Genomic DNA, 23,556 nt, shown 5'->3' with positions numbered 1-23,556 from the left:
CGGTTCAGGAGGCGCGCGGCGGCAATGAATCCCAGCGGTCGACGATCAGCTTGAGCGTGATGCGATCGCTGGCCGCCTGAAAGCGGCGCGGCAGCGCGATGCCCTGCACATCTTGATATTCGCTGTACTGGAAAGTCCAGCCGTCCTGCACGAGCGTGGCAAGACGGCCGTCGGCATCGAAGGTCGTTACCGCCGGCGCATCCGGCGCCGGCAGACCGCGCGCCCACCAGCTCAGGCCGCGAATCGGGAAGGTCCAGCCGGCCTGCTGCTGCATCCAGCCTTCCGGATCGGCGGTGCGCACGACGCCGTCCTTGGTACGGATCTCGACGAGTCCGGCGGTGCCGCTGATCGCCGCGGCGCCGGCGCCGAACGGCCCCGACACGCGGGCCTCGAAGCGGCCGTCCTCGAACTGCTGCCAGCGCAGATCGGCCTTGGCGCCCATCGCGCCGGACGCGGCGCGGCCGGTCAGCGCGAAATGCGTCAGGGCCGCGACCTCGGCGTAGTGCTGCCGCCACTTCTGCGCGGCGGCGTCCTGGTCGACGACCGGCGGCCCGACGGTCGCGCAGCCGCCGAGCAGCAGCGCGACGGCGAGCAGCAGGCTTGCGCGTTTCATGCGGCGGCGGCCTGCTTTTACTTGGCGAAGCGCTGCACGGTTTCCTTGAGCACCGGATGTTCCGGGCTCTGCCGAAGGGCATTGTCCCAGACGCTGCGCGCCTCATCCTTGCGGCCCATGCTCCACAGCACTTCGCCGAGATGCGCGGCGACTTCCGGATCGGGGAAATCGGCGAACGCGCGCGACAGCAGCTTGCTGGCCTGCTCGGTATTGCCGCGCTTGAATTCGACCCAGCCCATGCTGTCGATGATCGCCGGATCGTTCGGATCCAGCGTCAGTGCGCGGCCGACCAGCTCGTGCGCCTCGTCGAGGCGCTTGGTGTGCACGGCCAGCATGTAGCCCAGGGCGTTCAGTGAACGCGCGTCGTCCGGCGCCACGGCAAGCACGGCGCGCAGGTCTTTTTCGGCGGCGTCGATCTGGTTCATGCGCTCGAAAACCAGCGAGCGGCTGTAGAGCAGGTCCGCATTGTCGGGCTGCGCCTTGAGGGCGGCGTCGAGCAGCGCGCGCGAATCCTCGTAGCGGTTGGCATTGAGCAGCAGCTCGGCTTCGGCCAGGATGAAGCGCGTGGCGAACTGCGGATAGTCGTCGCGCAGCGCCTGCAGCTGCTTGCGGGCGTCGTCGAGACGACCGGCCTTGGCCAGCACGTTGGCCTGGCGCAGCGCGGCGTCGATCGCCTGCGGGCCGTCGCTGACGCGGCCGTAGTAGTCGATCGCGCTGGCGTAGTCGCCGCGCATCTCGTATAGCCGGCCGAGCTGGAAGGCGGCATCGTCGCTGCGTTCGCCATCGAGCAGCGGTTTCAGGTAGCTCTCGGCGGTCGCGTAGTCGCGATCGTTGGTCGCCATCACGGCGAGCGCGTACATCGCGTCGGCTTCGTTCGGCGTGCGCGCGAGAATCTTCTTCAGCTGCTGGCGCGCCGGCTCGCGCTGGTTGGATTCGAGCAGCAGCTTGGCGTAGGCCAGGCGCAGATCGTCCTGCTTGGGCTCGGTCTTGGCGATGGCGTCGATCGCCGCATTGGCCTCGTCCAGCTTGCCGAGCTTGACCATCACACCGACGCGCAGCAGCTTCTCGTCGCGGCTCTTCGGCGCCTGCGCCAGCGCCTGCCTGGAGGCCGCATCGGCGATGTCGAGCTTGTTGAAGCGCAGCGCCACGAGGGCGAGCGCGTGCGCCGCGCCGACCTGCTTCGGATACTTGCCGGACAGCTGCTGCATGACCGACAGCGCGCCGTCGGCATTGCTGTTGGCGGTCTGCGACAGGATGCTGGCGACGATGCCGAAGCCCTCGTCGACGCCGCCGGCGTGGCCTTCGACGATGGCCTGGCATTGCGTGGCCGTGGTCGCCAGATCGCCGCGCGACAGCGCGACGCGGGCGATCACCTCGCGCGCGTCCATCGCGCTCGGTTCGATCTGCAGCCAGCGCTGCGCGGCTTCGAGCGCCAGGTTCTCGTCGCGGCCGGCGATCGCCAGGCCGGTGGCGCGGCGCGCGAGATCGGCGTCGTCGACCTCCTTCAGGGCGGCGAGGAACTCGTGCGCGGCCACCAGCGGCTGCTGGCGCCCGGCCGCCATCTCGCCGGCCATCACGTGGAACTGGGTCTCCGGCGAAGCCGATGTCGCCGCCGCGGCGGCCGGCGCCGCGGGTTCGGCCGCCAGCACGCCATTTGCAACGAGCAGCAGGCCGAAAGCGGCGCAAGGGAAAAACAGGCGGAGGCGCATGAGATCGAATCGGGAGGGACAGATGTCTGTCGGACATTATGCGCGCATGGCGGTTCCCCGTCGCCGGCCGGCGAGCGCCCCTCGTCCGGCCTGCAGCGCCAGCCCGTGCCGCTGAAGTAAAATAACGTCGGATTTCCCACTGATAGCCAATGGCCCTCGTTACGCTTGGTCTCAGCCATCATCGTGCGCCGGTCGAGGCGCGCGAGCGGCTGGCTTTCACCGAAGCGGACCTCGCGGCGGCGATGCTGCGCCTGCGCGGCTTGCCGGAGGTGCAGGAGGCGGCCATCATCTCGACCTGCAATCGCACCGAACTGATGGCGGTGACCGGCCTCGACGCCGAGCCGCTGCTGCTCGAATGGTGGCGGCGCGAGCGGCAGGCGCCGGAAGGCTACATCGAGAAGTTCGCCTACGCGCACCGTGATCTCGGCAGCGTCAGGCACAGCCTGCGCGTCGCGTCGGGGCTCGACTCGATGATCGTCGGCGAGCCGCAGATCCTCGGCCAGATGAAGCAGTCCTACGCCCTGGCCAACGAGGTCCGCAGCATCGGCCCGGTGCTGTCGCGGCTGTTCCAGCACGCGTTTTCGGTGGCCAAACTGGTGCGTTCGCAGACCCAGGTCGGTGCGCACCCGGTATCGGTCGCCTACGCCGCGCTGCAGATGGCGCGCCGCATCTTCACCGATCTCAAGGGCCAGACCGCGCTGCTGATCGGCGCCGGCGAGATGATCCAGCTGGTCGCGCGGCATCTGCACCAGCACGGCATCGGCCGCATCGTCGTCGCCAACCGCTCGCTCGAACGCGCCGAGAAGCTGGCGCGCGAGGTGCACGGCTACGCGATCAGCCTCAACGACCTGCCGAGCTACCTGCCCGACGCCGACCTGGTGATCTCGTCGACGGCGGCGCGCGATTTCGTGCTCGGCCGGGCGGCGATGGAGCGCGCGGTGCGCTCGCGGCGGCGCAAGCCGGTGATCATGATCGACCTCGCCGTGCCGCGCGACATCGATCCGAAGATCGCCGAGCTGGAAGACATCTACCTCTACACGATCGACGACCTGCGCGCGGTGATCGCCGAAAACCTCAAGCTGCGCGAGGAGGCCGCGCGCCAGGCCGAAGTGCTGATCAGCACGCAGGCCGAGGCTTTCACGCGCTGGCTGGAAAGCCGCGACGCCGGCAGCACGATCGCCCAGCTGCGCGCCCGCGCGCGGCACAGCCGCGACGAGGTGCTGGAGAAGGCCCGGCGCAAGCTCGCCGCCGGCGAGAACGTCGACGACGTGCTCGGCTTCCTCGCCGACACGCTGAGCAACAAGATCCTGCACGCGCCCTCGCAGGTGCTGCGCAAGGCCGATGCCGTCGAGCAGGCCGTGCTGCTCAACGCCGCGCGCAAGCTGTTCGAGCTGCCGGACGACGAGCCTTAGCGGCGCGCGCGCCGTCCAGCGCCGTCGCGGCCTGCGCCAGCTTCCTGCGCCGCGTTCTTTCCATTCCTCCCTGAATTCATGAAACCGAGTCTTCTGGCCAAGCTCGAGCAGATGGCCGAGCGTCGGGAAGAGGTGGCCCACGAGCTGGGCGACCCGTCCGTCATTGCCGACAACGACAAGTTCCGCCGCCTGTCGCAGGAATACGCCCAGCTCGGCCCGCTGGCCGAGACCTTCGCCGCGCACCGCGAGGCGCTGAAGGCGCTCGACGATCTCGAGGCGATGAAGGGCGACAGCGACGCCGAGATGCGCGCGCTCGCCGAAGCCGAATGGCCGGACGTGCAGGCGCGCATCGAGGCGCTGGAGAAGGAACTGTATTCCTTCCTGGTGCCGAAGGACCCGCTCGACAACAACAATGTCTTCCTCGAAATCCGCGCCGGCACCGGCGGCGACGAGGCGGCGATCTTCGCCGGCGACCTGTTCCGCATGTACGCGAAGTACGCCGAGAACCGCGGCTGGCAGGTCGAGGTGCTGAGCGCGAGCGAAGGCGAGCACGGCGGCTTCAAGGAAATCATCTCGCGCATCATCGGCTTCGGCGCGTACTCGCAGCTCAAGTACGAGTCCGGCGCGCACCGCGTGCAGCGCGTGCCGGAGACCGAGGCGCAGGGCCGCATCCACACCTCGGCGGCGACCGTCGCCGTGCTGCCGGAAGTCGAGGAGTCGCAGATCACCATCAACCCGGCCGATCTCAAGTTCGACACCTTCCGCTCGAGCGGCGCCGGCGGCCAGCACGTCAACAAGACCGAGTCGGCGATCCGCGTCACGCACATCCCGACCGGCGTCGTCGTCGAGTGCCAGGAAGAACGCTCGCAGCACAAGAACCGCGCCAAGGCGCTGGCGCTGCTGCAGGCGCGCCTCTCGGAAGCCGAACGCGAGAAGAACGCCAGCCAGCGCGCCGCCGAGCGCAAGAAGCTGGTCGGTTCCGGCGATCGCTCCGAGCGCATCCGTACCTACAATTTCCCGCAGGGGCGCGTCACCGACCACCGCATCAATCTGACGCTGTACCAGCTCGAGCGCGTGATCGCCGGCGATCTCGATCCGGTCATCCAGCCCTTGCTCGCCGAAGCGCAGGCCGAGGCGCTGGCCGAGCTGGGCGAAGCCTGAGCATGAAGCTGGGCGCGGCACTGATGGATGCGCAGGCCGTGCTCGCCGCGGCGAGCGACAGCCCGCGCCTCGACGCGGAGCTGCTGCTCGGCGAGGTCCTGTCGCTGTCGCGCGCGCAGATCTTCTCGCGCCTGCACGACGAAATCGCCGAGGCCGACGCGCAGCGCTTCGCCGCGCTGGTGCGGCGCCGCCGGCGCGGCGAGCCGGTGGCCTATCTCAGCGGCAGGCAAGGCTTCTGGACGCTCGATCTCGAAGTGACGCCGGACGTGCTGGTGCCGCGCCCCGAGACCGAGCTGCTGGTCGCCTGGGCGCTGGAATGCCGGCCGCCGCAGGGCGAGGCGGATGTCGTCGATCTCGGCACCGGCAGCGGCGCGATCGCGCTGGCGCTGGCGAGCGCGCGGCCGGCGTGGCGGCTGACGGCGAGCGACGTCTCCGCCGCGGCGCTGGCGGTTGCGCGGCGCAACGCCCGGCATGCCGGGCTGCGCATCGAGTTCGCCGAAGGCAGCTGGTGGGCGCCGTTCGCCGGGCGCACGTTCGATCTGGCGGTCGCCAATCCGCCGTATATCGCGCGCCACGACCCGCATCTGCATGCGCTGCGTCACGAGCCGATGCTGGCGTTGACCGACGGCGCCGACGGCCTGCAGGCGCTGCGCGAGATCGTCGCCGGCGCCGGCGCGCATCTGCGCCCCGGCGCCTGGCTGCTGGTCGAACACGGCTACGATCAGGGCGAAGCGGTGCGCGCGCTGTTCGCCGCCGCCGGCTTCATCGACATCGGCACGCGCCGCGATCTCGAGAATCGCGAGCGCAGCAGCGGAGGACGCAGGCCGTGACCATCCATGAGTGATTTCGCCCGCTACAGCCGCCAGGTGGTGCTGCGCGAGGTCGGCGTCAACGGCCAGCAGCTGCTGCGCGATTCGACGGCGCTGGTCTTCGGCCTCGGCGGCCTCGGCTCGATCGCGGCCGCCTATCTGGCCGGCGCCGGCCTTGGCCGCCTGCTGCTCAGCGACCGCGATCGCGTCGAGCGCAGCAATCTGCAGCGTCAGGTGCTGTACCGGCAGACGGACGTCGGCCGCGCCAAGACCGAGGCGGCGGCGGCGCAGCTGTGCGCGCTCAATCCGGACGTCGAGATCGAGACCTTCGACGCCGACGCCGGCGTCGAGGCGATCCGCGCCGCCGACATCGTGCTCGACTGCACCGACAACTTCCCGGCGCGCTACACGATCAACGCCGCCTGCGTCGCGGCCCGCAAGCCGCTGGTGTCAGGCGCGGCGATCCGGTTCGAAGGCCAGCTCGCCGTGTTCGACACGGCGGGCGGCGGGCCCTGCTACCGCTGTCTCTACGCCGACGACGGCGAGGCGGCGGAGACCTGCGAGGAGGCCGGCATTCTCGGCCCGGTGGTCGGCACGGTCGGCGCGCTGCAGGCGCTGGTCGCGCTCAAATGGCTCGTCGGCCTGCGCGAGGACGCCGGCCGGCTGCACAGCTGGGACGCGCGCCGCCTGCAATGGCGCACACACACGATCAGCGCCGATCCGGACTGCCCGGTCTGCGCGGGCAAAAACCTGGGGATACACCGATGAGCGACGTACTGGTGATGCCGCGCTGTCTGGCGATCAGGATCCTGCACGAGGCGCAGATCGCGCAGCCCGAGGCGATCCGCGGCGTGGTCGGCGCGCGCGGCGGCGAGCCGGCCGCCTTCCACAAGGGCCGCGACGCGGTCGCGGCGGATGAGTCGCTGTGGGCGAACCTGTGGTCGCATCCGCAGGCCGAGGCGGTGCCGCGGGCGGGCGAGCTGCGCGAAGGCCTGCTGAGTCTCGTCGTCTCGCTCAACACCAAGGGTGTGCTGGAGATGCGTGCCTGGCGCCTGGTCGGCGGCGCCGTGCAGGAGCAGGTGCTGAAGATTCGCGACTGAGGCGGTGTGCGCGCTCAGCCTTGTTCCGGCATGCGCCGCAGCGAATACAGCCGGTAGGTGCCGAACTGCTTGGCGAGATCGACCTCGCCGGCGTAGTCGAGCAGGAAGCGCGTCGGCGCCTCCAGCGCAAGGCGCGCGGCGAAAGCCTCGGTCACATAGATCATGCCGGGCGGCACGACGGGCTCGATGCGCGCCGCGAACGACAGCTGTGTGCCGTAGTAGATCGGCTTCTGCTCGATCGGATCGTCGCCGGCGTAGGCCGGCGCGTAGTGCGCGGAAATGCGCAGCTCGAGATCGGCGAGGATGCCGTCGTGGCGCAGACGCCGCTTCTCGATGTACTGCTGGATGTCGGCGACGATGTGCGCGGCGCTCTCGGCGTCGTCGGTCACCACGTGCAGCGCATCGCCCCAGGTCTGCCGCACCAGCACGCGCGCGCCGTGGCGATCCAGCACCTGCGCCAGCCGCTGCATGATTTCGCGGTAGTAGCGCGGGAAGACCGCATCGCCGAGGCGGCGGAAGCTGGCGAAGTCGGCGAAGATCAGGCCGACCATGCGGCGGCCCGCCGGCGCGGCGCCGCTCGCGCCGGAGCGTGCCGCGGCGGTCTCCGCCGCCTGGTACCGGCGTTGCTGCAAGGGCAGGCCGAGGCGCTGGGCGTTGAGGCTGGCGAGACCGTGGCTCGCGTCCGCCGCCTCGCGCATCGCCCAGCCGCGCTCGGCGGCGAGAAAGCCGCGCAGCACGGCGACGCCGTCGGCGGCATCGAGCAGGCGCTGCAGGCGTTGCGCGATGCCGCTGTCGTGGCCGCGCCAGGAGCGGGCCAGCTCGGACGGCGGCGCCGGCAAGGTCAGGTACAGGCGCGCGCCGCGCGCGATGAGTTGTTCGCCGAGATGCACTTCGTAGGGCGCATGCAAGGCCAGATGCAGCAATGCACGCTGCGTTGCCAGCGCGCGCAGCGCGGCGGGCAGGCGTACCGGCGGCGGCGCGGCGGGCGCCTGCAGATCGCCGCGTTGCAGGAGCACGAGCGGAGGCAGCCGCAGCGCGTCGAGCAAACGCGGGTCGCGGCCGAGGCGCAGGCACAGGCTGCGCAGCTGCTGGCGCGTGCGGCTGCGCCGCGTGATGTCATCGCGCAGCAGATGGTTGGCCGCGGCCAGCGATTGCGCGCAGCGCTCGGGCTCGTCGAGCAGCAGCATCGCCTCGGCTTCGGTGGCGAGCCGGTAGAACTGCGCGATCTCGTCGCCGCCGCTCTGCCGCCCGACCAGCTCGTGCGCGATCCGCGCGTAGCGGCGCGCCGCCTTGCCGTTGCCGGCCAGCATCAGCATCGAGGCGGCGTTGATCGCGCTGTAGGAGCCGCCGTGCCGCTGGTAGGCGTCCAGATACGCCTGCGCGGCGCTTTCGTACTGGCCGGCGTCACCGCTGCCGTGCAGCGCGAGGTCCTTCTGCAGGCGGCCGTGCAGCGCCAGCCAGTCCTCGTCGAGCTCGTCGTCGGCGAGATCGAGGCCGCGGTAGTAGTTCAGCGCCATCTGCACGTTGCCGGTGTTGGCCAGCGCCTGTATGCGCAGATAGTCGAGGCGACGCGAGGAGAGACCATTCTTCAGGGCGCGATAGACGATGTCGTTGCACAGCAGTTCGTTGCCGGCGCGGCGCGCCGTCTCGGCGGCCTGCAGCACGCGACTCAGCTCGTCGTGCTCGGCCGGCGCCGGCGGCAGCTTGCCGGGGGCGTCGATGCGCGAAGGGTCGATCAGGTGCAGCTGCCCGTGCAGCGCGCAATGCGTCGCGTGCAGGCGCAGCTCGGACGGGATGCCGGCCGGCTGGCGCCGCCAGGCGACGACTTCCGCCGTGCTGCCCGGTTCTGTGGAGGCCAGCGGGCGCAGGATCGCGACGACGTGATCGGCGTGCTGCGCGACGATCGCGGCGAGACGCCGATACTGATGCTGGCGGAAAGCGCGCGAGCTCAGCGTCACCGCGTCGATCCGTTCCGGATACAAGGGCACGATCGCCGTGCAGTGCTGCAGCAGCGCATGGGCTTCGGCGGCGAGGCGCTTGCGTCCGGCGCGCGAGATCTGCAGCTGTGCGTCCTGCGCGCGCAGCACCCAGTCGTTGATCAGGTGCTCGACCGGCACGGGCAGGAGCGCGGTCATCGCGAACGGCAGGCCGCGCTCGCGCAGCCAGCGGCTCGCCGTCTCCAGAAACAGCATGTCGGCGCCGGGCGCCATGCCGACGAACAGCGACAGTCGCGGTTCGCCGTCGCCGACCAGTGCCGGCAGGACCTGCTCGATGAGTTGCCGGCGCGCCCGTCGCATCTCGCCGCGCGAAAGGAGCAGATGGCCGCAGGCGCCGACGGTGACGCTGCGCGTTCCGCTGCCGACGCGGCGATGGGCGGCCAGCCAGTCGCGCAGGCTCAGCGTGGTGATGCCGCTGGTGCCCAGTGCAGTGCCGCTCTCCCTGCCTGCCATGCTCGCCGATGTCCTTCGCCGGTCTTGCCCCATCGCCATTATGATGCGCGCGAAGCGGGATCGGAGACGGGGGCGGCGTGCAGGACGGTTTTCGCTACTGGGCATTCATCAGCTACAGCCACCACGACCGCGGTTGGGCGCGCTGGCTGCACAAGCAGCTGGAAACCTACCGCGTGCCGCGCCGGCTGGTCGGCGCGCCGCACGGGAGCGGCGCACGGCCGCGGCGGTTGTATCCGGTATTCCGCGATCGCGACGAACTGCCGAGCTCGGCCGACCTCGGCGGCGTCGTGCAGCGTGCGCTGCAGGAATCACGCTACCTGATCGTGCTGTGCTCGCGGCACGCCGCGGCGTCGCGCTGGGTCAACGAAGAAGTCGAGACCTTCAAGAAGCTCGGTCGGCAAGAGCGCATCCTCTGCCTGAAAGTCGACGAAACCGACGACAGCGGCAGCTGCTTCGTGCCGGCGCTGCTGCAGCACTACGACGACGAAGGACAACCGAGCGGGCAGGCCGCCGAGCCGCTGGCGGCCGACGTCGGCGCACAGGCCGACGGGCGCGACGGCGCGGTGCTGAAGCTGATCGCCGGCATGCTCGGCGTGGGCTACGACGACCTGCGCCGGCGCGAGCGGCGCCGGCGCATGCAGCAGCACCTGGCGCTCGGCACGGCCGCGATCGCGCTGATCGTGCTTGCCGTCGCCAGCTGGCGCTGGCAGCAGGACGAGAAGCGCCAAGCACTCGAAGCGCAGGCGCGGACCGTGCGGCTCAACAAGCTCTACGAGAGCGGCCGCGAGGAACTGCTGGCGCACAACGAAGCGCGTGCCGCGGTCTATCTGAACGAGGTCTATCGCGAAGGTGTCGACACGCCGGCGCTGCGCTACATGCTCGGCAAGGCGATGCGCGTCGTCGATGCGCAGGAGCTGCGCATCAAGCTGAAGCAAGCGCCCTTGAGCCTCGACATCAACCGCGATGGCACGCTGGCCTTCGCCATGACGCCCGACAAGGTGCTGCACGGCTTGGATCTGCGCCGGGGCGGCACCGAGCTGTTCGCGCAAGCGCTGGGTGACCTGAGGCAGTGGCTGATGGGCTACAGCCCTGGCGGCGGGCTGATCTGGCTGCATCACGAGGATTCGAAGCTGCATGGCCGCTGGCTGCAGCTATTCGACGCTCGCAGCGGCGCGCTGCGAGCACGCGTCGAGCTCGGTCCGAATTCCAGCGGCGTTTCCATGCCGCCGGTCGCCGATGACGATCGTCACTTCACTTTCGTCGACGCCGACGGCGCCGTCGTTGTCGGCGAGCTGGCGTCTGCCGCGAACTTCGTCGTGCAAAGGCGCATTGCCGGCAACTACGGCGTTGCCCGCCTCTGTCGCGACGGCCGCTCGGTGCTCGCCGGACGACGCGACGGTGCTCTCGAGTTGCGCGACATCGTCAGCGGTGCGCTGCGCCGTCGCTTCGTCGGCGTCGGTGGCCCGCTGACGATGCTGGCGTCGTCGGTCGGCTGTGGCGTCGTGGCGGGCGGCACCATCAACGGCGCCGTGCGGGTCTGGGATGCGGTGCAGGGCACGGTCCTGGTGAGCGCCGGGCATCGCCGCACGATCACCGATCTGCAGTTCGACGACGATGGCTCTCGATTGCTCAGTGTCAGCCGCGGCGCCGCGGCGATCTGGGATGGCCGCAGCGGTGCGCTGGTCTACGCCAGCAAGTACTTCGGCGCGGGTGGCAACGTCGTGATGCTGCGCTCGGATGGGCGCCAGTTCGGACAGATGGTCGAAGGGCGACTGACGATGTTCGATGCGGCGTCGGGTCAGGAGTCCTACACACTCGACGGGCACATGGGTTCAGCCGTGAACTTTCACTATGCCGACGATGCGCAACGCCTGATCAGCAACGGCCCGGACGGGTCGATCGTCGTCTGGTCCCTGCCTGACAGCGCGCGCGCCGGGCTCGGCTCGGCACCGCCCGGCAAGGCACCTGCCGCCGCGCTGAGCGCCGATGGCCACCTGCTGTTCGTCAGTGAAGCATCCGGCGGCGGCGCGCTGTGGCAGCGCGCGCCGCTGCGCAAGCTGCGCGCGCTGGCGATTCCACAGCGTTTCGTCAGCAGTGCCACGTTCACATCCGACGCCCGCCTTCTCGCGACGGGCTCGCCCGACGGGAGTGTGGTCCTCAGCGAAGTCGGGAGCGGTCGCACCGCGCGACGCTTCAAGGGCGTCGGGCGGGCCACCAGCCTGCAGTTCGACGCCGACGGCCGCTTTCTCGCCGCCGAGATCGAAGATGCCTCGCTGCGCGTCTGGGATCTGCGCGATGGCAGCCTGCGGCTCGCCTTGCCGAGCGGTGAGCTGCAGGCTTATGCGATGGCGCCGCACGGTGCGCTGCTCGCGACCGGCGCGCGCGGGCGGATGCGCCTCGTCGATCTCCAGCATGGCGACGAGCGCTGGGCGGTGCACTTGCCGTCGGGCGAGCTGGAGCTGGCGAGCGCCGCCTTCAGCCGCGACGGCCGCCTCTTGCTGGTGGCGGGCCAGCAGGGATTCGCCTTCGTGCTCGATGCGAGCGACGGGCACATCGTCAAGCAGCTGCACGATCCTTCGGCGGCGTACTTCTGGACGGCGGCCTTTGACCCGGATGCCCGGCAGGTCGTGCTTGCCGAAACGTCGAATTCGATACGTGTCTGGCGGCTGGCCGACGACCGCCTGCTGACGCTCGGCGGGCACACCAATGCCGTCGAGACCGCGGTCTTCAGCCCGGATGGCCGCTTTGCGCTGAGCGCCGGGCGTGATGGCGTGATCAAGATCTGGGATGCCGACAAGGGCGAGCTGCTGGATTCGTTCCTCGCGCACGACGGCCTGATCCAGTGGCGCGCCGCGGTGTTCACGCCGGACGGCGCCGACATCCTGAGTACAGGCCGCGACGGCGTCGCCCACCTGTGGCCGCTGCGCTACGAGGCGCGGGACGCCGCGGCGATCGCCGCCGAGCTCGAATGCCGCGTGGCTTGGCGGGTCGACGGCAGCGCCCTCGTGCCGCGCGAAATCGACACGCCGCGCTGCCAGAAGACGAGCGAAGGCGGCGGCCAATAAAAAAGCGGCGGACCTCGCGGTCCGCCGCTTCGCAGCGAGCCTCGCGGCTCTTACTTCTTCTTGCCTTTCTTCGCCGGCTTCTTGGCAGCCTTCTTGGCGACCTTCTTCACGGCCTTCTTCGCCGGCTTCTTGGCAGCCTTCTTGGCGACTTTCTTCACGGCCTTCTTGGCCGCTTTCTTCGCCGGCTTCTTGGCGACCTTCTTCGCTGCCTTCTTCACGGCCTTGGCGGCTTTCTTGGCAGCTTTCTTCACCTTCTTCACGGCCTTCTTCACCGGCGCCACGACAACCGCCGGCGGCGGAATGGCGGTGGACTTGGTGGCGTTCTGTTCATCACCCATCGACTGACTCCCTCAATTGATCAAGCTTCCTGTGTTCTGCTCGCCATGAGCGGAACTCTGTGACGCATCGCATCCGATTCCATGAAAGATGCGCAGCGTGAGAAAGCTATCGCATCGCCATGTGTTGCGCAAAGGATTTTCGCGAAGCGACACAGGCGCGATGCGTGTACGGCGCGCTCTGCGATGCGCTCCACTGCCTTCCGAAGTCGCGCGCCGCGCATCGCAGACGCATGCGGGGCGATGACGCCGGACGGGCGGGCATCGCGCCATGGACGTATGGCGGACGCTACAATCCGCGCCTTCAGCAGTCCCTACGAAAACGATCGAAAGCCGGTTGCCCGCCATGCGTCTCACGCAATTCCCGCTGTCCACCTCCAAGGAAACGCCGGCCGACGCGCAGGTCGTCAGCCATCAGCTGATGCTGCGCGCCGGCTATATCCGCCAGCTCGGCAGCGGCCTGTACAGCTGGTTGCCGATAGGTCTGCGCACGCTGACCAAGATCGCCACCATCGTGCGCGAGGAGATGAACCGCGCCGGCGCGCTGGAGATGCTGATGCCCTCGGTGCAGCCGGCCGAGCTGTGGCAGGAGTCCGGCCGCTGGGATCAGATGGGCCCCGAGATGCTGCGCTTCAAGGATCGTCACCAGAACGATTTCTGCCTGGGGCCGACGCACGAGGAAGTGGTCTGCCATCACTTCCGCCAGGACTTCCGCAGCTATCGCCAGCTGCCGGTCAACCTCTACCAGATCCAGGCCAAGTTCCGCGACGAGCGCCGCCCGCGCTTCGGCGTGATGCGCTCGCGCGAGTTCCTGATGAAGGACGCCTACTCGTTCCACATGACGGCGGAGGACCTGCATCGCGAATATCTGAACATGCGCGAGGCCTACATCCGCATCTTCACGCGCCTCGGTGCCGAGTTCCGTCCGGTGAAGGCCGACTCCGGCAACATCGGCGGCGCGCTGTCGGAGGAGTTCCACATCCTCGCCGGCTCGGGCGAGGACCTGCTCGCGGTCGCGCAGGGCGGCAGCTACGCGGCGAACGTCGAGGCGGCGGAGACCCGGCCGAGCGGCACGCCGCGCGCGGCGGCGAGCAAGCGCGTCGAGAAGGTGTCGACGCCCGGGCAGAAGACCTGCGAGCAGGTTGCGAAATTCATGGACGTGCCGCTGAGCGGCAAGGTCAAGCTGCTGGTCGTCAAAGCCGCCGGAGGCGGGCTGATCGGCATCGCGCTGCGCGGCGATCACCAGCTCAACGAGATCAAGGCGGCCAAGCATCCGAAGGTGGCGAGCCCGCTGACGATGGCGGCGCCGGAAGAGGTGCGGAAGGTGTTCGGCTGCGAGGTCGGCTATCTCGGCCCGGTCGGCTGCCCGGTTCCGCTGATCGCCGATTTCGCGGCGGCGGAAGTCGCCGACTTCGTCTGCGGCGCCAACGAGGATGACCATCACCTGCGCGGCGTGAACTGGGGCCGCGATTGCGCCGAGCCGGAAACGGCCGACCTGCGCATGATCGCCGAAGGCGATCCGAGCCCGGACGGCGTCGGCACCATCAAGTTCTACCGCGGCATCGAAGGCGGCCACATCTTCCAGCTCGGCACCAAGTACACCCAGGCGATGGGCGTGACGGTGCTCGACGCCGAAGGCAAGGCGGTGACGCCGGAGATGGGCTGCTACGGCATCGGCGTGACGCGCTTGGTGGCGGCGGTGATCGAACAGAACCACGATGCCAGCGGCATCATCTGGCCGGATGCGATCGCGCCGTTCCGCGTCATCATCTGTCCGATCGGCAGCGACAAGTCGGCGGCGGTGAAGGAGGCGGCGGAAGGCCTGTACCGGGATCTGCTGGCGGCCGGCATCGACGTCGCGCTCGACGATCGCGGCAACCGACCGGGCTCGATGTTCGCCGACGCCGAGCTGATCGGCATTCCGCATCGCATCGTCATCGGCGACAAGAGCCTCGCCAACGCCCAGTTCGAGTACAAGCACCGGCGCGCCGAGAAGGCCGAGATGATCGCGGCGAGCAGTGCCGCCGTGCTCGAGCGCCTGGCGGCGTAAGCGTCGCGCGCATGCGGCGGCGGTTCGCGGCGGTGACGGCTCTGCTGGCGGCGACGCTGGCGGCGCCGGCGCATGCCGGCCCGACCGGCGAGCCGGAGCCCGAATTGCGCGCGCTGCTGGCCAAGAACATCGACGCCGCCGACAGCTTCGAGCACCGCTTCGATGCCGAGGTCTGGCTGGTCGACATGTCGAGCCGTCTGCAGAAGTTCGTGCCGGACGAAGACCAGCGCCTGGAACTGCTGCGCCTCGTGCACAGCGAGGCGCGGCGCGCCAAGATCGCGCCGGAGCTGGTGCTGGCGGTGATCCAGGTCGAGAGCGGCTTCAACCGCTACGCGGTGTCGAGCGCCGGCGCGCAGGGCCTGATGCAGATCATGCCGTTCTGGCTCAAGGAGATCGGCAAGCCGGACGACAACCTCTTTCAGGTGCGCACCAATCTGCGCATGGGCTGCACGATCCTCAAGTTCTACCTCGACCAGGAACGCGGCAACCTGATCGGTGCGCTCGGTCGCTACAACGGCAGCTACGGCAAGCCGGACTACCCGATGCTGGTCGTCAATGCGCTGAACCAGCGCTGGTATCGCAGCTGATAGTTGAGCGCCGCTCCGGCACGTGCGTCGCCGCAGGGCGCGGCATCACGCCTGCGGATGCGCGCCGCGGTTGAGCGCAAGCCACGTCAACGCGATATGCAGGACCGCCGTCAGCCCTTGCGCTGCCGCCATTGCGCGAGCCGCTGCGCGGCCTGCGCCTGCAGCTTGCGTTGCAGAAAGGCCGTGCCGCCGAGCAGGCGGCCGGTGAGGCCGAGCGCCTGCGTCGCCCAGCGGTGGAAGTCGAAGGCGTCGCGCTGCACCAGGATCAATCCGTCGCGGAACTCGAAGCGCGTCTCGACGTGGTTGCGCACCGGCCGGCCGGTCGCCGAGAAGGTGTACCAGGCGTCCCAGTGCGCGCGGCCCTGCTGCGCGTCCGCGTCGATGCCGCCGAACTCGATGCGCAGATCCTTCGCGCCGCTGAGCAGCATGCTCCACATCGCGCGCACGCCGCCGGCGTCGAGATCGGGAAAGACCGGATCGCTGAAGCGCGCGTCGTCGTGGTAGCAGGCACTCATGCCCGCCGCGTCGCGATGGCGGAAGGCGCAATAGAAGCTTTCGATACGTTCGCGTGACATGGCGACGGCACCGGGACGGGACGGGCGCAGTATGCGCCGTCAGCCGCCGTGGCGGCATGGCTCAGGGCCGCTCGACGCCGGCCGCCGACACGCGGTGCGCGAGGCGGTGGATGGCGTAGGCCAGCGCGATGGCGACACCGCAGGCCCAGTGCACGATCGACGTGGCGTTGCGCAGGTCCTCGTCGCCGGCGTAATAGAGCAGGTAGCCGCTGACGATCAGCAGCGCCAGCAGGGCGAACACCAGGGCGCCGGACAGGCGCCGCCGCTTCTGCTCCCAGCCGTTGACCACATGCACCGCCCACAGCGTGCCGCTCATCCACAGGGCGGCGAAGGCGAAGGCGCCGTGGCACTTCAGCGACCAGGGTTCGAGCGGATGCGCTTCCGGGCCGAACTCGCCCTGGCGACGCAGCAGATAGTGCAGGACCAGCCAGGCGATGCCGGACAGCCAGATGCCGAGGCCGATCAGGTGAAAGGCCTGCTTGCGCCGCGCGCCGAGGCGCGGCGACGGGCGCGGGCGGTGATGCGTCGGCCTCATGCGATCGCCGTCGTCGCGCGCCAGCCGTGCCGCGGCGAGAACGCGTATGCCGCGGCCCGATGCTGTTGCAGCAGCGGGCGCGCGGCATCGAGGCCGAGCGCGAGCACGATCTTGGTCATGGCGTCGGCGACCATGCAGGACGGCGCCGTCACACTCGCGAAGTGCGCGGCCGGCAGCGATGCGCGCCGCGCGGCGTGGAAATGCGGGGTCTGCAGCGAAGGATCGCCGCCGCTCGACGCGACGGCGCCATCGTCGATCAGCAGCAGCGGCAGCTGCGGCGAACCGTCGACGCGCAGGCGCACGGCGTGATCGGTGCCGAGCACGCGCAGATCGCCGCCGGCATCGACGCAGGCGCGCTGCGCGCCATGGCCTTGCAGCACGCCGATCGCGCGGTCGACGGCATAGCCTTTGGCGATGCCGCCGAGATCGAGCCAGGCCTTGCGGCGCAGGCGCACCGCGCATCCCTCGATGTGGACGTCATGCCAGTCGGCGACAGGATCGGCGGCGTCGCTGTCCGCCGGGCGCGGCAGCGCACCGGCGGCGACCGCCTCGGCGCCGACCGTGGGATCGAAGGCGCCGTCCGACTGCCGTGCGAAGGCGAGCGCCGTCTGCAGGACTTCGGCGGTGCGGGTGTCGACCTCGACGGCAAGGCCGGGCGCCGCCCGGTTCAGGCGGCCGAGATCGCTGTCCGCCTCGTGGAAGGTCATGAGGCGGTGGACGCGCGCGATTTCGGCGAACGCGGCCTCGACGGCGTGCCGCGCCTGCGCGTCGTCCTCCAACTCGACGCTGATGCGGACCAGCGTGCCGAGCAGCGGTCGGGCTCTCTCAAGCGGTGGCGCCGGGCGCGAGGACGATGGCATACGTCGACAGCAGGCGCCGCACGCCGTCGCTGATGTGCTTGGAGGACAGCGTGGCGCCGGAGATGTTCTTGATGTCGTCGCCAAGGGCCAGCGGTGCGCCGCGCTTCTTGCCGACGAACTGCGCCAGCCAGGCCGCTTCGCGCACCTGCGAGCCGTAGGCCTCGCGGTAATCGAGCACCTCGACGCGCCGCACCGCGCCGCCGCCGTCGATCGTCACCGCGAAGGTGATGAACTCGTGCTTGCCGACGACCTCGTCGACGATGAACCAGCTGCCGTCGCTGGCGCGCCAGGCTTTCAGCTGATCGTTGAGCGGCGACTGCCCCGAGTCCTTGCGGATCGCGGCGATCTGCGCCGGCGTGAGCTGGCGGAAGTCCTGCGTGAGCGTGGCGCCGGGCAGCATCTGCGCCTGCGCCTGGTCGACGGTGAGATAGGTCGTCGCCTGCACGGCGCCGGAGGCGAGCAGGGCGATCGGCAGCAGATAGAAGGATGTGCGCATGGCCAAGCGGCTTACTCAGAAGTAGTAGCCGAGCTTGAGGCGGAAGCGGTAGTTCTCGAAGTCGTCGGCGTTGGTGATGCCGTGCACCGTGAAGCTGTCGGCGCCGCTGTTGGCATAGTCCTGCGCCCAGGGCAGCTGCTTGAGGATGGTGCCGGTCGCGAAGAAGTGCTCGTTCGCGTAGTGCAGGGTCGGACCGAAGTACCAGGCCGAGTTGGTGCGGTTCTCCGACTTGAACGGATTGAGGTCGGCCCATTCGCGTTCGTTCTGCAGTTCGAGACCGGCCGACCAGTTCGACACGAAGCGGTAGCTGCCGGCGAGGCCGAAGTTGACGTCGGTCTCCTTGTCCCAGTGATCCCTGAAATCGTCCGACGCGGGATCGGCCGACGGATCGCCCTGCAGATAGCGCCACTCGTAGCCGAGCGTGGTGTTGAAGGCGAAGATCAGGCGGTCGTCGAGGAAGTTCTTCTGCAGGATCAGGCGCGCCTCCAGCTCGCGCGTGCGCGGGCCGATCGACGGTTCCAGATACAGCGCCGCGCCGACCGGATCGGTGTAGGGGCTGAGGAAGCGGTACAGCGCTTCGAACGAGAAGCTCTCGACGCGGAACTGGCGGAAGCGCGCGTCCGGGTCGGCGTCGTAGTCGGCGAACACCTCCGGCGGCGCGGTTTCGCCGGACGGCGTGTTGTGATTGACGCTGGCCCAGGCGAGGTTCGCGTAGCCCGAGATCTGCAGGTTGTCGCTGAGGCCGTAGGACAGCTCGGTGCGCGTCTGCAGCAGGTGGAAGCTGCCCTGCGAGCGGCCTTCGCGCTCCGTCGCCCACTGCTCGATCTCGGTCTTGCCCTGCGGCAGCAGATCGGTCGTGTAGATGTAGCCGAAGATCGGCTCGTCCGCCTGCGCCACTCCGCTCATGCCGCCCGCGAGGGTCGCAATGCACGCTGCCACTGCCGCCGATCTGCGCATACGGTGCTGAATCCAAACGTTATCGATAATAGGAATAATTCTATTCTGTCTAAAACGGATCATTCAACTGACGCCGCGGTGACGCGTGCCCGGTGCGGCGCGCCGAGCGCGGATGCGCTCGAGGGCGCGGCCGCGGCACCGCGTCTGCGCCGGCGGCGAAGGGCGCGGTGCCTCTACAATGCGCGCCCGCGAACGGCGATCCGTGATGACCGAAATCCTTGTCCTCTATTACTCGCGCCATGGCTCGGTGGCGAAGATGGCGCGGCTGATCGCGCGCGGCGTCGAATCGGTGCCCGGCGCGGCGGCGCGCCTGCGCACGGTGCCGCCGGTGACCGCCGATCACGCGCAGCGCGGCCCGGCCGTGCCCGACGACGGTCCGCCCTACGCCGAACCGCGCGATCTCGTCGAATGCGCGGGCCTCGTGCTCGGCAGCCCGACGCGCTTCGGCAACATGGCGGCGCCGCTGAAGCACTTCCTCGACGGCACCTCGGCGCAGTGGCTGTCCGGCGCGCTCGCCGGCAAGCCGGGTGCGGTGTTCACGTCCACCAGCTCGCTGCACGGCGGCCAGGAGATGACGCTGCTGACGATGATGATGCCGCTGCTGCATCACGGCATGCTGCTCGTCGGCCTGCCGTACAGCGAGCCGGCGCTGTCGGCGACGGCCGCCGGCGGCACGCCGTATGGCGCCAGTCACCATGCCGGCACCGGCGCGCAACCGCGCGCGCTGACCAGGGACGAAGAGGCCCTGTGCCTCGCGCTCGGCGCGCGCGTCGCGCGCGTCGCCCTGAAGCTCGCGCCATGAGCGTCGCCGACGCCGCGCCGCGCATGTTGCTGAGCCGCTGGATGCACGCACTGACGATCGCCGCGCACCTGGCGCTGATCATCCTGCTGCTGATCGCCGTGCCGTCGCGCCTCGGCATCGCCTCGGCGCTGCTGCTGTTCGTGCCGCTGCCCGGCCTGTTGCGCGGCAGCCTCTACACCTGCAAGTGGGCGAGCATGCTGCTGGTCTTCTACTGTGCGCTGCTGCTGTCCGGCGGCTACGCGGCTCCGGCGCAGCGCGGCCTGCTGTTCGGCCTCGCCGCGCTGGCGGCCGCCGATTTCGTCGGCATGGTGCTGTTCGTGCGCTTCAGCGCCCGCGAGGCGCTGGCACTGCGTCGCTGAGCAGCCGCGCCGGTCTTCAGTCGATGCCGTGGCCGTCGCGCGCGACGCAGGCGGTCAGCGTGTTCTGCATCAGCATCGCCACCGTCATCGGGCCGACGCCGCCGGGCACCGGCGTGATGTGGGCGGCGCGCTCCCTGGCGGCATCGAAGTCGACGTCGCCGCAGATCCTGCCGTCGGGCAGGCGGTTGATGCCGACGTCGATCACCGTCGCGCCCGGCTTGATCCAGCTGCCCTGCACCATGCGCGGCTTGCCGACCGCGGCGACGACGATGTCGGCGCGGATCACTTCGCCGGCGACGTCCCGCGTGAAGCGGTGGCAGCAGGTCGCGGTGGCGCCGGCCAGCATCAGCTCCAGCATCATCGGCCGGCCGACGTGGTTGCTGGCGCCGACGACCACGGCGCGCTTGCCCTTGAAGGTCTCGCCGGTCGATTTCAGCAGCTCGATGACGCCGAACGGCGTGCACGGCCGCAGGCTGGGAATGCGCTGCGCGAGCCGGCCGATGTTGTAGGGATGGAAGCCGTCGACGTCCTTGTCGGCGCGGATGCGCTCGGTGACGCGGATGGCATTGATGTGCGCCGGCAGCGGCAGCTGCACGAGGATGCCGTCGATGTCGTCGTCGGCGTTGAGCGCGTCGACCGCGGCCAGCAGCTCGGCTTCGCCGATGCCGGCGTCGAAATGCATCGGCACCGAGCGGATGCCGACCTTCTCGCAGGTCAGGCGCTTGTTGCGCACGTAGATTTCCGAGGCCGGGTCGGCGCCGACCAGCACGGTAGCGAGGGCCGGCGCGCGCTTGCCGGCGGCCAGGCGCTCGGCGACGGCGACGCGGACCCGTTCGTGGACGGCGGCGGCGACGGCCTTGCCGTCGATCAGTTGAGCGCTCAAGAGAGGGAGTCCGGTAGTGGCATGCGGCAGAGCCGCGCATTTTAATGCTTCGCGCGGCGACGATCGCGCCGCCGATTGATCCAGATCGGCTCGGCGCGCGGCCCCATCCCGTACACTACGCGGCGTTTTTTCATCCGGCCGTGCGCCTGTGCCTCTACTGACTGCCGATCCGCTCACCGTGACCCGCGGCGATCGCGCGCTGTTGCGCGATTTCGCGCTGCGTCTCGACGCCGGCGAGCTCGTGCATCTGCGCGGTGCCAACGGCGTCGGCAAGACCTCGCTGCTCGAGACGCTGGCCGGTCTGCGCCGCGGCGCCGGCACGATCGTCTGGCAGCCGGCCGACGCGCAGCCCCACTGGCTCGGCCACCGCAACGGTCTCAACCCGCAGCTGTCGCCGCTCGAGAACCTGCGCTTCTGGTGCGGCATCAACGGCGCCGCGACGGCGGCAATCGCTCCGGCGCTCGAGCGTCTGCAGCTGCCGCCGCGCGCGCGCCTGCGCGCCTGCCGCCAGCTGTCGGCCGGCCAGAAGCGGCGCACCGCGCTGGCGCGCCTGCTGCTGCAGCGGCGGCCGGTGTGGCTGCTGGACGAGCCGCTCGACGGTCTCGATGCCGGCGGCCTGGCGCTGTTCGCGCAGCTGGCCGGGGCGCATCTGGCGCAGGGCGGCGCCATTCTCATGACCAGCCACCAGGCGCTGCCGGCACCGCTGCAGGCGCGCGAGCTCGTGCTGTGAGCGCCTTCGTCGCCATCTTCGCGCGCGAGCTGAAGCTGGCGGCGCGCGCCCGCGCCGAATGGCTGATGCCGCCGCTGTTCTTCGTCATCGTCGTGACGCTGTTCGGCTTCGGCGCGCGGCCGAACGATCCGCAGCTCGCCGCCTTCGCGCCGGCGGTGCTGTGGGTCGGCGCGCTGCTCGCCGCGCTGCTGTCGCTGGAGCGCCTCTACCGCGCCGACCAGGAGGACGGCACGCTCGAGCAGCTGCTGGTCAGCGGCACGTCGCTGAGCTTCGCGGTATTCGTCAAAAGTCTCGCGCACTGGCTGCTCAGCGGCCTGCCGATCGTGCTGCTGGCGGCGCCGCTGGCGGCCATGCTCGGGTTGCCGGCGGCGGCGCTCGGTCCGCTGGTTCTCGGCCTCGCGCTCGGCACGCCGTGCCTGAGCTTCATCGGCGGGTTTGTCGCCGCCCTGACGGTCGGCTTGCCGCGCGGCGGCGCGCTGCTGCCGGTGCTGGTGCTGCCGCTGATCGTGCCGGTCATCATCTTCGGCGCCGGCGCGGTGCGCGCCGCGCAGCAGGGTCTGGATGCAGGCGCTCCGCTATACTTTCTGGCCGCCATTTTGACCTTGACGCTGACCGTGCTGCCGTGGCTTGCCGCCGCCGCTCTGCGCAATGCCTTCGAATAGCCAACGACCAACGTCAGTGCAAACGTCCATGAACTGGACCTGGTTCCATCGCCTCGGCTCGCCGCCGAGCTTCTACCGCTTCGCCGAGCGTCTCGCGCCGTGGCTGGGCGTCGCCGCGCTGCTGCTCCTGGCCTACGCCTGGTACGGCGGCCTGGTGCTGGCGCCGGCGGATTACCAGCAGAAGGACGCCTTTCGCGTGATCTACGTGCACGTGCCGGCGGCGGCGGTGTCGCTCTCGCTCTATGTGCTGATGGCGGTCGCCGGCGCGGTGGCGCTGATCTGGCGCATGAAGCTCGCCGAGTGCGTGATGATCGCCAGCGCGCCGGTCGGGGCGAGTTTCACGGCGCTGGCGCTGCTGACCGGCATGCTGTGGGGCAAGCCGATGTGGGGCGCGTACTGGGTCTGGGACGCGCGGCTGACCTCGGAACTCGTGCTGCTGTTTCTCTACCTCGGCGTGATCGGCCTGCACGCCGCCTTCGAGGATGCGCGCGCCGCGGCGCGCGCCTGTGCGCTGCTGGCGATCGTCGGCCTGGTCAACGTGCCGATCGTGCATTTCTCGGTCGAGTGGTGGAACAGCCTGCACCAGGGTTCGACGATCCTGAAGTTCGGCAAGCCGGCCATCAGCGCCGACATGGCACGGCCGCTGTACGCGGGCCTGCTCGGCACCTATCTGCTGTGCGCCTACGCCATCCTGCGCCGCACGCAGAACGAGCTGCTGCTGCGCGAGCGCGGCACGCGCTGGGTGCGCGAGCAGCTCGCGGCAGCGGCCGGGAACCGGGACGGAGGCGCGCATGTCTCCTGAGTTCTGGAGCATGGGCGGCTATGCGCCCTATGTCTGGGGCAGCTTCGGCGTTGCCGCGGCGATCTATCTCTGGAACGCGATCGCGCCGCGCCTGCGCCGCCGCGCGATCCTCGACAGCCTGGCCGACGACGAATGACGAAACGGCAGAAACGCATGGTGGCGGTGGCGGCGCTGGTCGCGGGCCTCGCGCTCGCGGCGGTGTTCGGCTTCACCGCCTTCCGCAAGAACATGATGTATTTCTACACGCCGACCGACATCGTCGAGCACAAGGTCGCCGAGCACGCGCGCCTGCGCCTCGGCGGCCTGGTCACCGTCGGCAGCCTGAAGCGCGGCGAGGGCCTGAACGTCGAGTTCACGCTCGCCGACTGCGAGAAGTCGCTGCCGGTGCGCTACGACGGCATCCTGCCGGACCTGTTCCGCGAAGGGCAGGGCATCGTCGCCACGGGGCAGATGAAGGACGGCACGTTCGTCGCCGACGAGGTGCTCGCCAAGCACGACGAGAACTACATGCCGCCCGATCTGGCGAAATCCCTGGTCACCGCCGACGGCAAGCACAGCTGCGCGCCGTTCAAGTCGGTGATGCGGGCCGCCGGCTGAGCGCGCG

Annotated in this window: 25 protein-coding genes; 15 read left to right on the top strand and 10 right to left on the bottom strand. The window is 69.9% G+C overall.

Annotated features, from left to right (window positions below; all coding sequences use genetic code 11):
- Window positions 1-4 precede the first annotated feature (4 nt).
- Both lolB and K344_RS0116130 read right to left on the bottom strand, forming a co-directional pair.
- Window positions 5-613: a lipoprotein insertase outer membrane protein LolB gene (lolB, locus tag K344_RS0116135; RefSeq protein WP_028081538.1), complete on the bottom strand. Its 609-nt coding sequence runs from the start codon at window positions 611-613 to the stop codon at window positions 5-7.
- A gap of 17 nt (window positions 614-630) precedes the next feature.
- The gene (locus K344_RS0116130) at window positions 631-2,322 is read right to left on the bottom strand and encodes a tetratricopeptide repeat protein (RefSeq protein WP_028081537.1); all 1,692 of its coding nucleotides are present in this window, start codon (window positions 2,320-2,322) and stop codon (window positions 631-633) included.
- A gap of 149 nt (window positions 2,323-2,471) precedes the next feature.
- Between K344_RS0116130 and hemA the strand changes: the two genes are divergently transcribed.
- The 5 genes from hemA (at window position 2,472) to K344_RS0116105 (ending at window position 6,804) form a co-directional block, all read left to right on the top strand.
- Complete coding sequence (gene hemA / locus K344_RS0116125; protein WP_028081536.1) at window positions 2,472-3,734, top strand: glutamyl-tRNA reductase; 1,263 nt, start codon at window positions 2,472-2,474, stop codon at window positions 3,732-3,734.
- 78 nt (window positions 3,735-3,812) lie between these two features.
- The gene (prfA, locus tag K344_RS0116120; protein ID WP_028081535.1) at window positions 3,813-4,895 is read left to right on the top strand and encodes a peptide chain release factor 1; all 1,083 of its coding nucleotides are present in this window, start codon (window positions 3,813-3,815) and stop codon (window positions 4,893-4,895) included.
- A 2-nt stretch (window positions 4,896-4,897) separates the two neighbouring features.
- Window positions 4,898-5,725 carry a peptide chain release factor N(5)-glutamine methyltransferase gene (gene prmC, locus K344_RS0116115; protein WP_157623024.1) on the top strand — a complete coding sequence of 276 codons (828 nt, stop codon included), beginning with the start codon at window positions 4,898-4,900 and terminating at the stop codon, window positions 5,723-5,725.
- A 6-nt stretch (window positions 5,726-5,731) separates the two neighbouring features.
- Window positions 5,732-6,472: a HesA/MoeB/ThiF family protein gene (locus tag K344_RS0116110; protein ID WP_028081533.1), complete on the top strand. Its 741-nt coding sequence runs from the start codon at window positions 5,732-5,734 to the stop codon at window positions 6,470-6,472.
- Window positions 6,469-6,804 (top strand): MPN domain-containing protein, encoded by a 336-nt coding sequence (locus tag K344_RS0116105; protein WP_028081532.1) that lies wholly within the window; start codon window positions 6,469-6,471, stop codon window positions 6,802-6,804. Before K344_RS0116110 ends, K344_RS0116105 begins: the two co-directional genes overlap by 4 nt.
- Before the next feature lie 14 nt (window positions 6,805-6,818).
- Here the strand turns inward: K344_RS0116105 and K344_RS0116100 are convergent, their stop codons facing one another.
- The gene (locus tag K344_RS0116100) at window positions 6,819-9,254 is read right to left on the bottom strand and encodes a TRAFs-binding domain-containing protein (protein WP_028081531.1); all 2,436 of its coding nucleotides are present in this window, start codon (window positions 9,252-9,254) and stop codon (window positions 6,819-6,821) included.
- 77 nt (window positions 9,255-9,331) lie between these two features.
- Between K344_RS0116100 and K344_RS0116095 the strand changes: the two genes are divergently transcribed.
- Complete coding sequence (locus K344_RS0116095; protein WP_028081530.1) at window positions 9,332-12,319, top strand: WD40 domain-containing protein; 2,988 nt, start codon at window positions 9,332-9,334, stop codon at window positions 12,317-12,319.
- Between the two features lie 50 nt (window positions 12,320-12,369).
- Here K344_RS0116095 and K344_RS24190 read toward each other — a convergent pair whose 3' ends face one another.
- Window positions 12,370-12,657, bottom strand: coding sequence for a hypothetical protein (locus tag K344_RS24190; RefSeq protein WP_028081529.1), 288 nt, complete (start codon window positions 12,655-12,657; stop codon window positions 12,370-12,372).
- A 343-nt stretch (window positions 12,658-13,000) separates the two neighbouring features.
- Here K344_RS24190 and K344_RS0116085 point away from each other — a divergent pair, with 343 nt between their 5' ends.
- Together K344_RS0116085 and K344_RS0116080 are read left to right on the top strand one after the other, a co-directional pair.
- On the top strand, window positions 13,001-14,704 hold the full coding sequence (locus tag K344_RS0116085; RefSeq protein WP_028081528.1) for a proline--tRNA ligase: 1,704 nt from the start codon (window positions 13,001-13,003) through the stop codon (window positions 14,702-14,704).
- A gap of 11 nt (window positions 14,705-14,715) precedes the next feature.
- The gene (locus K344_RS0116080) at window positions 14,716-15,291 is read left to right on the top strand and encodes a lytic transglycosylase domain-containing protein (RefSeq protein ID WP_043114719.1); all 576 of its coding nucleotides are present in this window, start codon (window positions 14,716-14,718) and stop codon (window positions 15,289-15,291) included.
- 110 nt (window positions 15,292-15,401) lie between these two features.
- Here K344_RS0116080 and K344_RS0116075 read toward each other — a convergent pair whose 3' ends face one another.
- The 5 genes from K344_RS0116075 to K344_RS0116055 form a co-directional block, all read right to left on the bottom strand.
- A complete protein-coding gene (locus K344_RS0116075) occupies window positions 15,402-15,866 on the bottom strand; it encodes a nuclear transport factor 2 family protein (protein ID WP_028081526.1) in 465 nt (154 codons plus the stop codon).
- A gap of 61 nt (window positions 15,867-15,927) precedes the next feature.
- Window positions 15,928-16,401 (bottom strand): hypothetical protein, encoded by a 474-nt coding sequence (locus K344_RS22125; RefSeq protein WP_051362310.1) that lies wholly within the window; start codon window positions 16,399-16,401, stop codon window positions 15,928-15,930.
- A complete protein-coding gene (locus tag K344_RS22120; RefSeq protein ID WP_084197545.1) occupies window positions 16,398-17,261 on the bottom strand; it encodes an FAD:protein FMN transferase in 864 nt (287 codons plus the stop codon). The genes K344_RS22125 and K344_RS22120 overlap by 4 nt, the downstream gene beginning before the upstream one ends.
- Window positions 17,227-17,757, bottom strand: a complete 531-nt coding sequence (locus K344_RS0116060) for an FMN-binding protein (protein WP_028081525.1) — start codon at window positions 17,755-17,757, stop codon at window positions 17,227-17,229. The genes K344_RS22120 and K344_RS0116060 overlap by 35 nt, the downstream gene beginning before the upstream one ends.
- A 15-nt stretch (window positions 17,758-17,772) precedes the next feature.
- A complete protein-coding gene (locus tag K344_RS0116055) occupies window positions 17,773-18,663 on the bottom strand; it encodes a DUF6662 family protein (protein WP_084197544.1) in 891 nt (296 codons plus the stop codon).
- Between the two features lie 256 nt (window positions 18,664-18,919).
- Between K344_RS0116055 and wrbA the strand changes: the two genes are divergently transcribed.
- Together wrbA and K344_RS23180 are read left to right on the top strand one after the other, a co-directional pair.
- Window positions 18,920-19,516: an NAD(P)H:quinone oxidoreductase gene (gene wrbA, locus K344_RS0116050; RefSeq protein ID WP_028081523.1), complete on the top strand. Its 597-nt coding sequence runs from the start codon at window positions 18,920-18,922 to the stop codon at window positions 19,514-19,516.
- A complete protein-coding gene (locus K344_RS23180; RefSeq protein WP_051362307.1) occupies window positions 19,513-19,875 on the top strand; it encodes a DUF2069 domain-containing protein in 363 nt (120 codons plus the stop codon). Before wrbA ends, K344_RS23180 begins: the two co-directional genes overlap by 4 nt.
- A gap of 16 nt (window positions 19,876-19,891) precedes the next feature.
- Here K344_RS23180 and folD read toward each other — a convergent pair whose 3' ends face one another.
- Window positions 19,892-20,758, bottom strand: coding sequence for a bifunctional methylenetetrahydrofolate dehydrogenase/methenyltetrahydrofolate cyclohydrolase FolD (gene folD, locus K344_RS0116040; protein WP_028081522.1), 867 nt, complete (start codon window positions 20,756-20,758; stop codon window positions 19,892-19,894).
- Window positions 20,759-20,936: 178 nt separating this feature from the next.
- Here folD and ccmA point away from each other — a divergent pair, with 178 nt between their 5' ends.
- From ccmA to ccmE, 5 genes are read left to right on the top strand one after another with little or no spacing between them, the layout of a single operon-like run.
- Window positions 20,937-21,488, top strand: coding sequence for a heme ABC exporter ATP-binding protein CcmA (gene ccmA, locus K344_RS0116035; protein ID WP_245586246.1), 552 nt, complete (start codon window positions 20,937-20,939; stop codon window positions 21,486-21,488).
- A complete protein-coding gene (gene ccmB / locus K344_RS0116030; RefSeq protein WP_028081520.1) occupies window positions 21,485-22,150 on the top strand; it encodes a heme exporter protein CcmB in 666 nt (221 codons plus the stop codon). The genes ccmA and ccmB overlap by 4 nt, the downstream gene beginning before the upstream one ends.
- A 28-nt stretch (window positions 22,151-22,178) precedes the next feature.
- A complete protein-coding gene (gene ccmC / locus K344_RS0116025) occupies window positions 22,179-22,952 on the top strand; it encodes a heme ABC transporter permease CcmC (protein WP_028081519.1) in 774 nt (257 codons plus the stop codon).
- Window positions 22,942-23,088, top strand: coding sequence for a heme exporter protein CcmD (ccmD, locus tag K344_RS23620; RefSeq protein ID WP_169729310.1), 147 nt, complete (start codon window positions 22,942-22,944; stop codon window positions 23,086-23,088). Before ccmC ends, ccmD begins: the two co-directional genes overlap by 11 nt.
- The gene (gene ccmE / locus K344_RS0116015) at window positions 23,085-23,549 is read left to right on the top strand and encodes a cytochrome c maturation protein CcmE (protein WP_028081518.1); all 465 of its coding nucleotides are present in this window, start codon (window positions 23,085-23,087) and stop codon (window positions 23,547-23,549) included. Before ccmD ends, ccmE begins: the two co-directional genes overlap by 4 nt.
- Window positions 23,550-23,556 lie beyond the last annotated feature (7 nt).

Source organism: Solimonas soli DSM 21787, assembly GCF_000474945.1.
Lineage (GTDB): Bacteria > Pseudomonadota > Gammaproteobacteria > Nevskiales > Nevskiaceae > Solimonas > Solimonas soli.
This window is presented reverse-complemented; position numbering and strand designations above follow the sequence as displayed.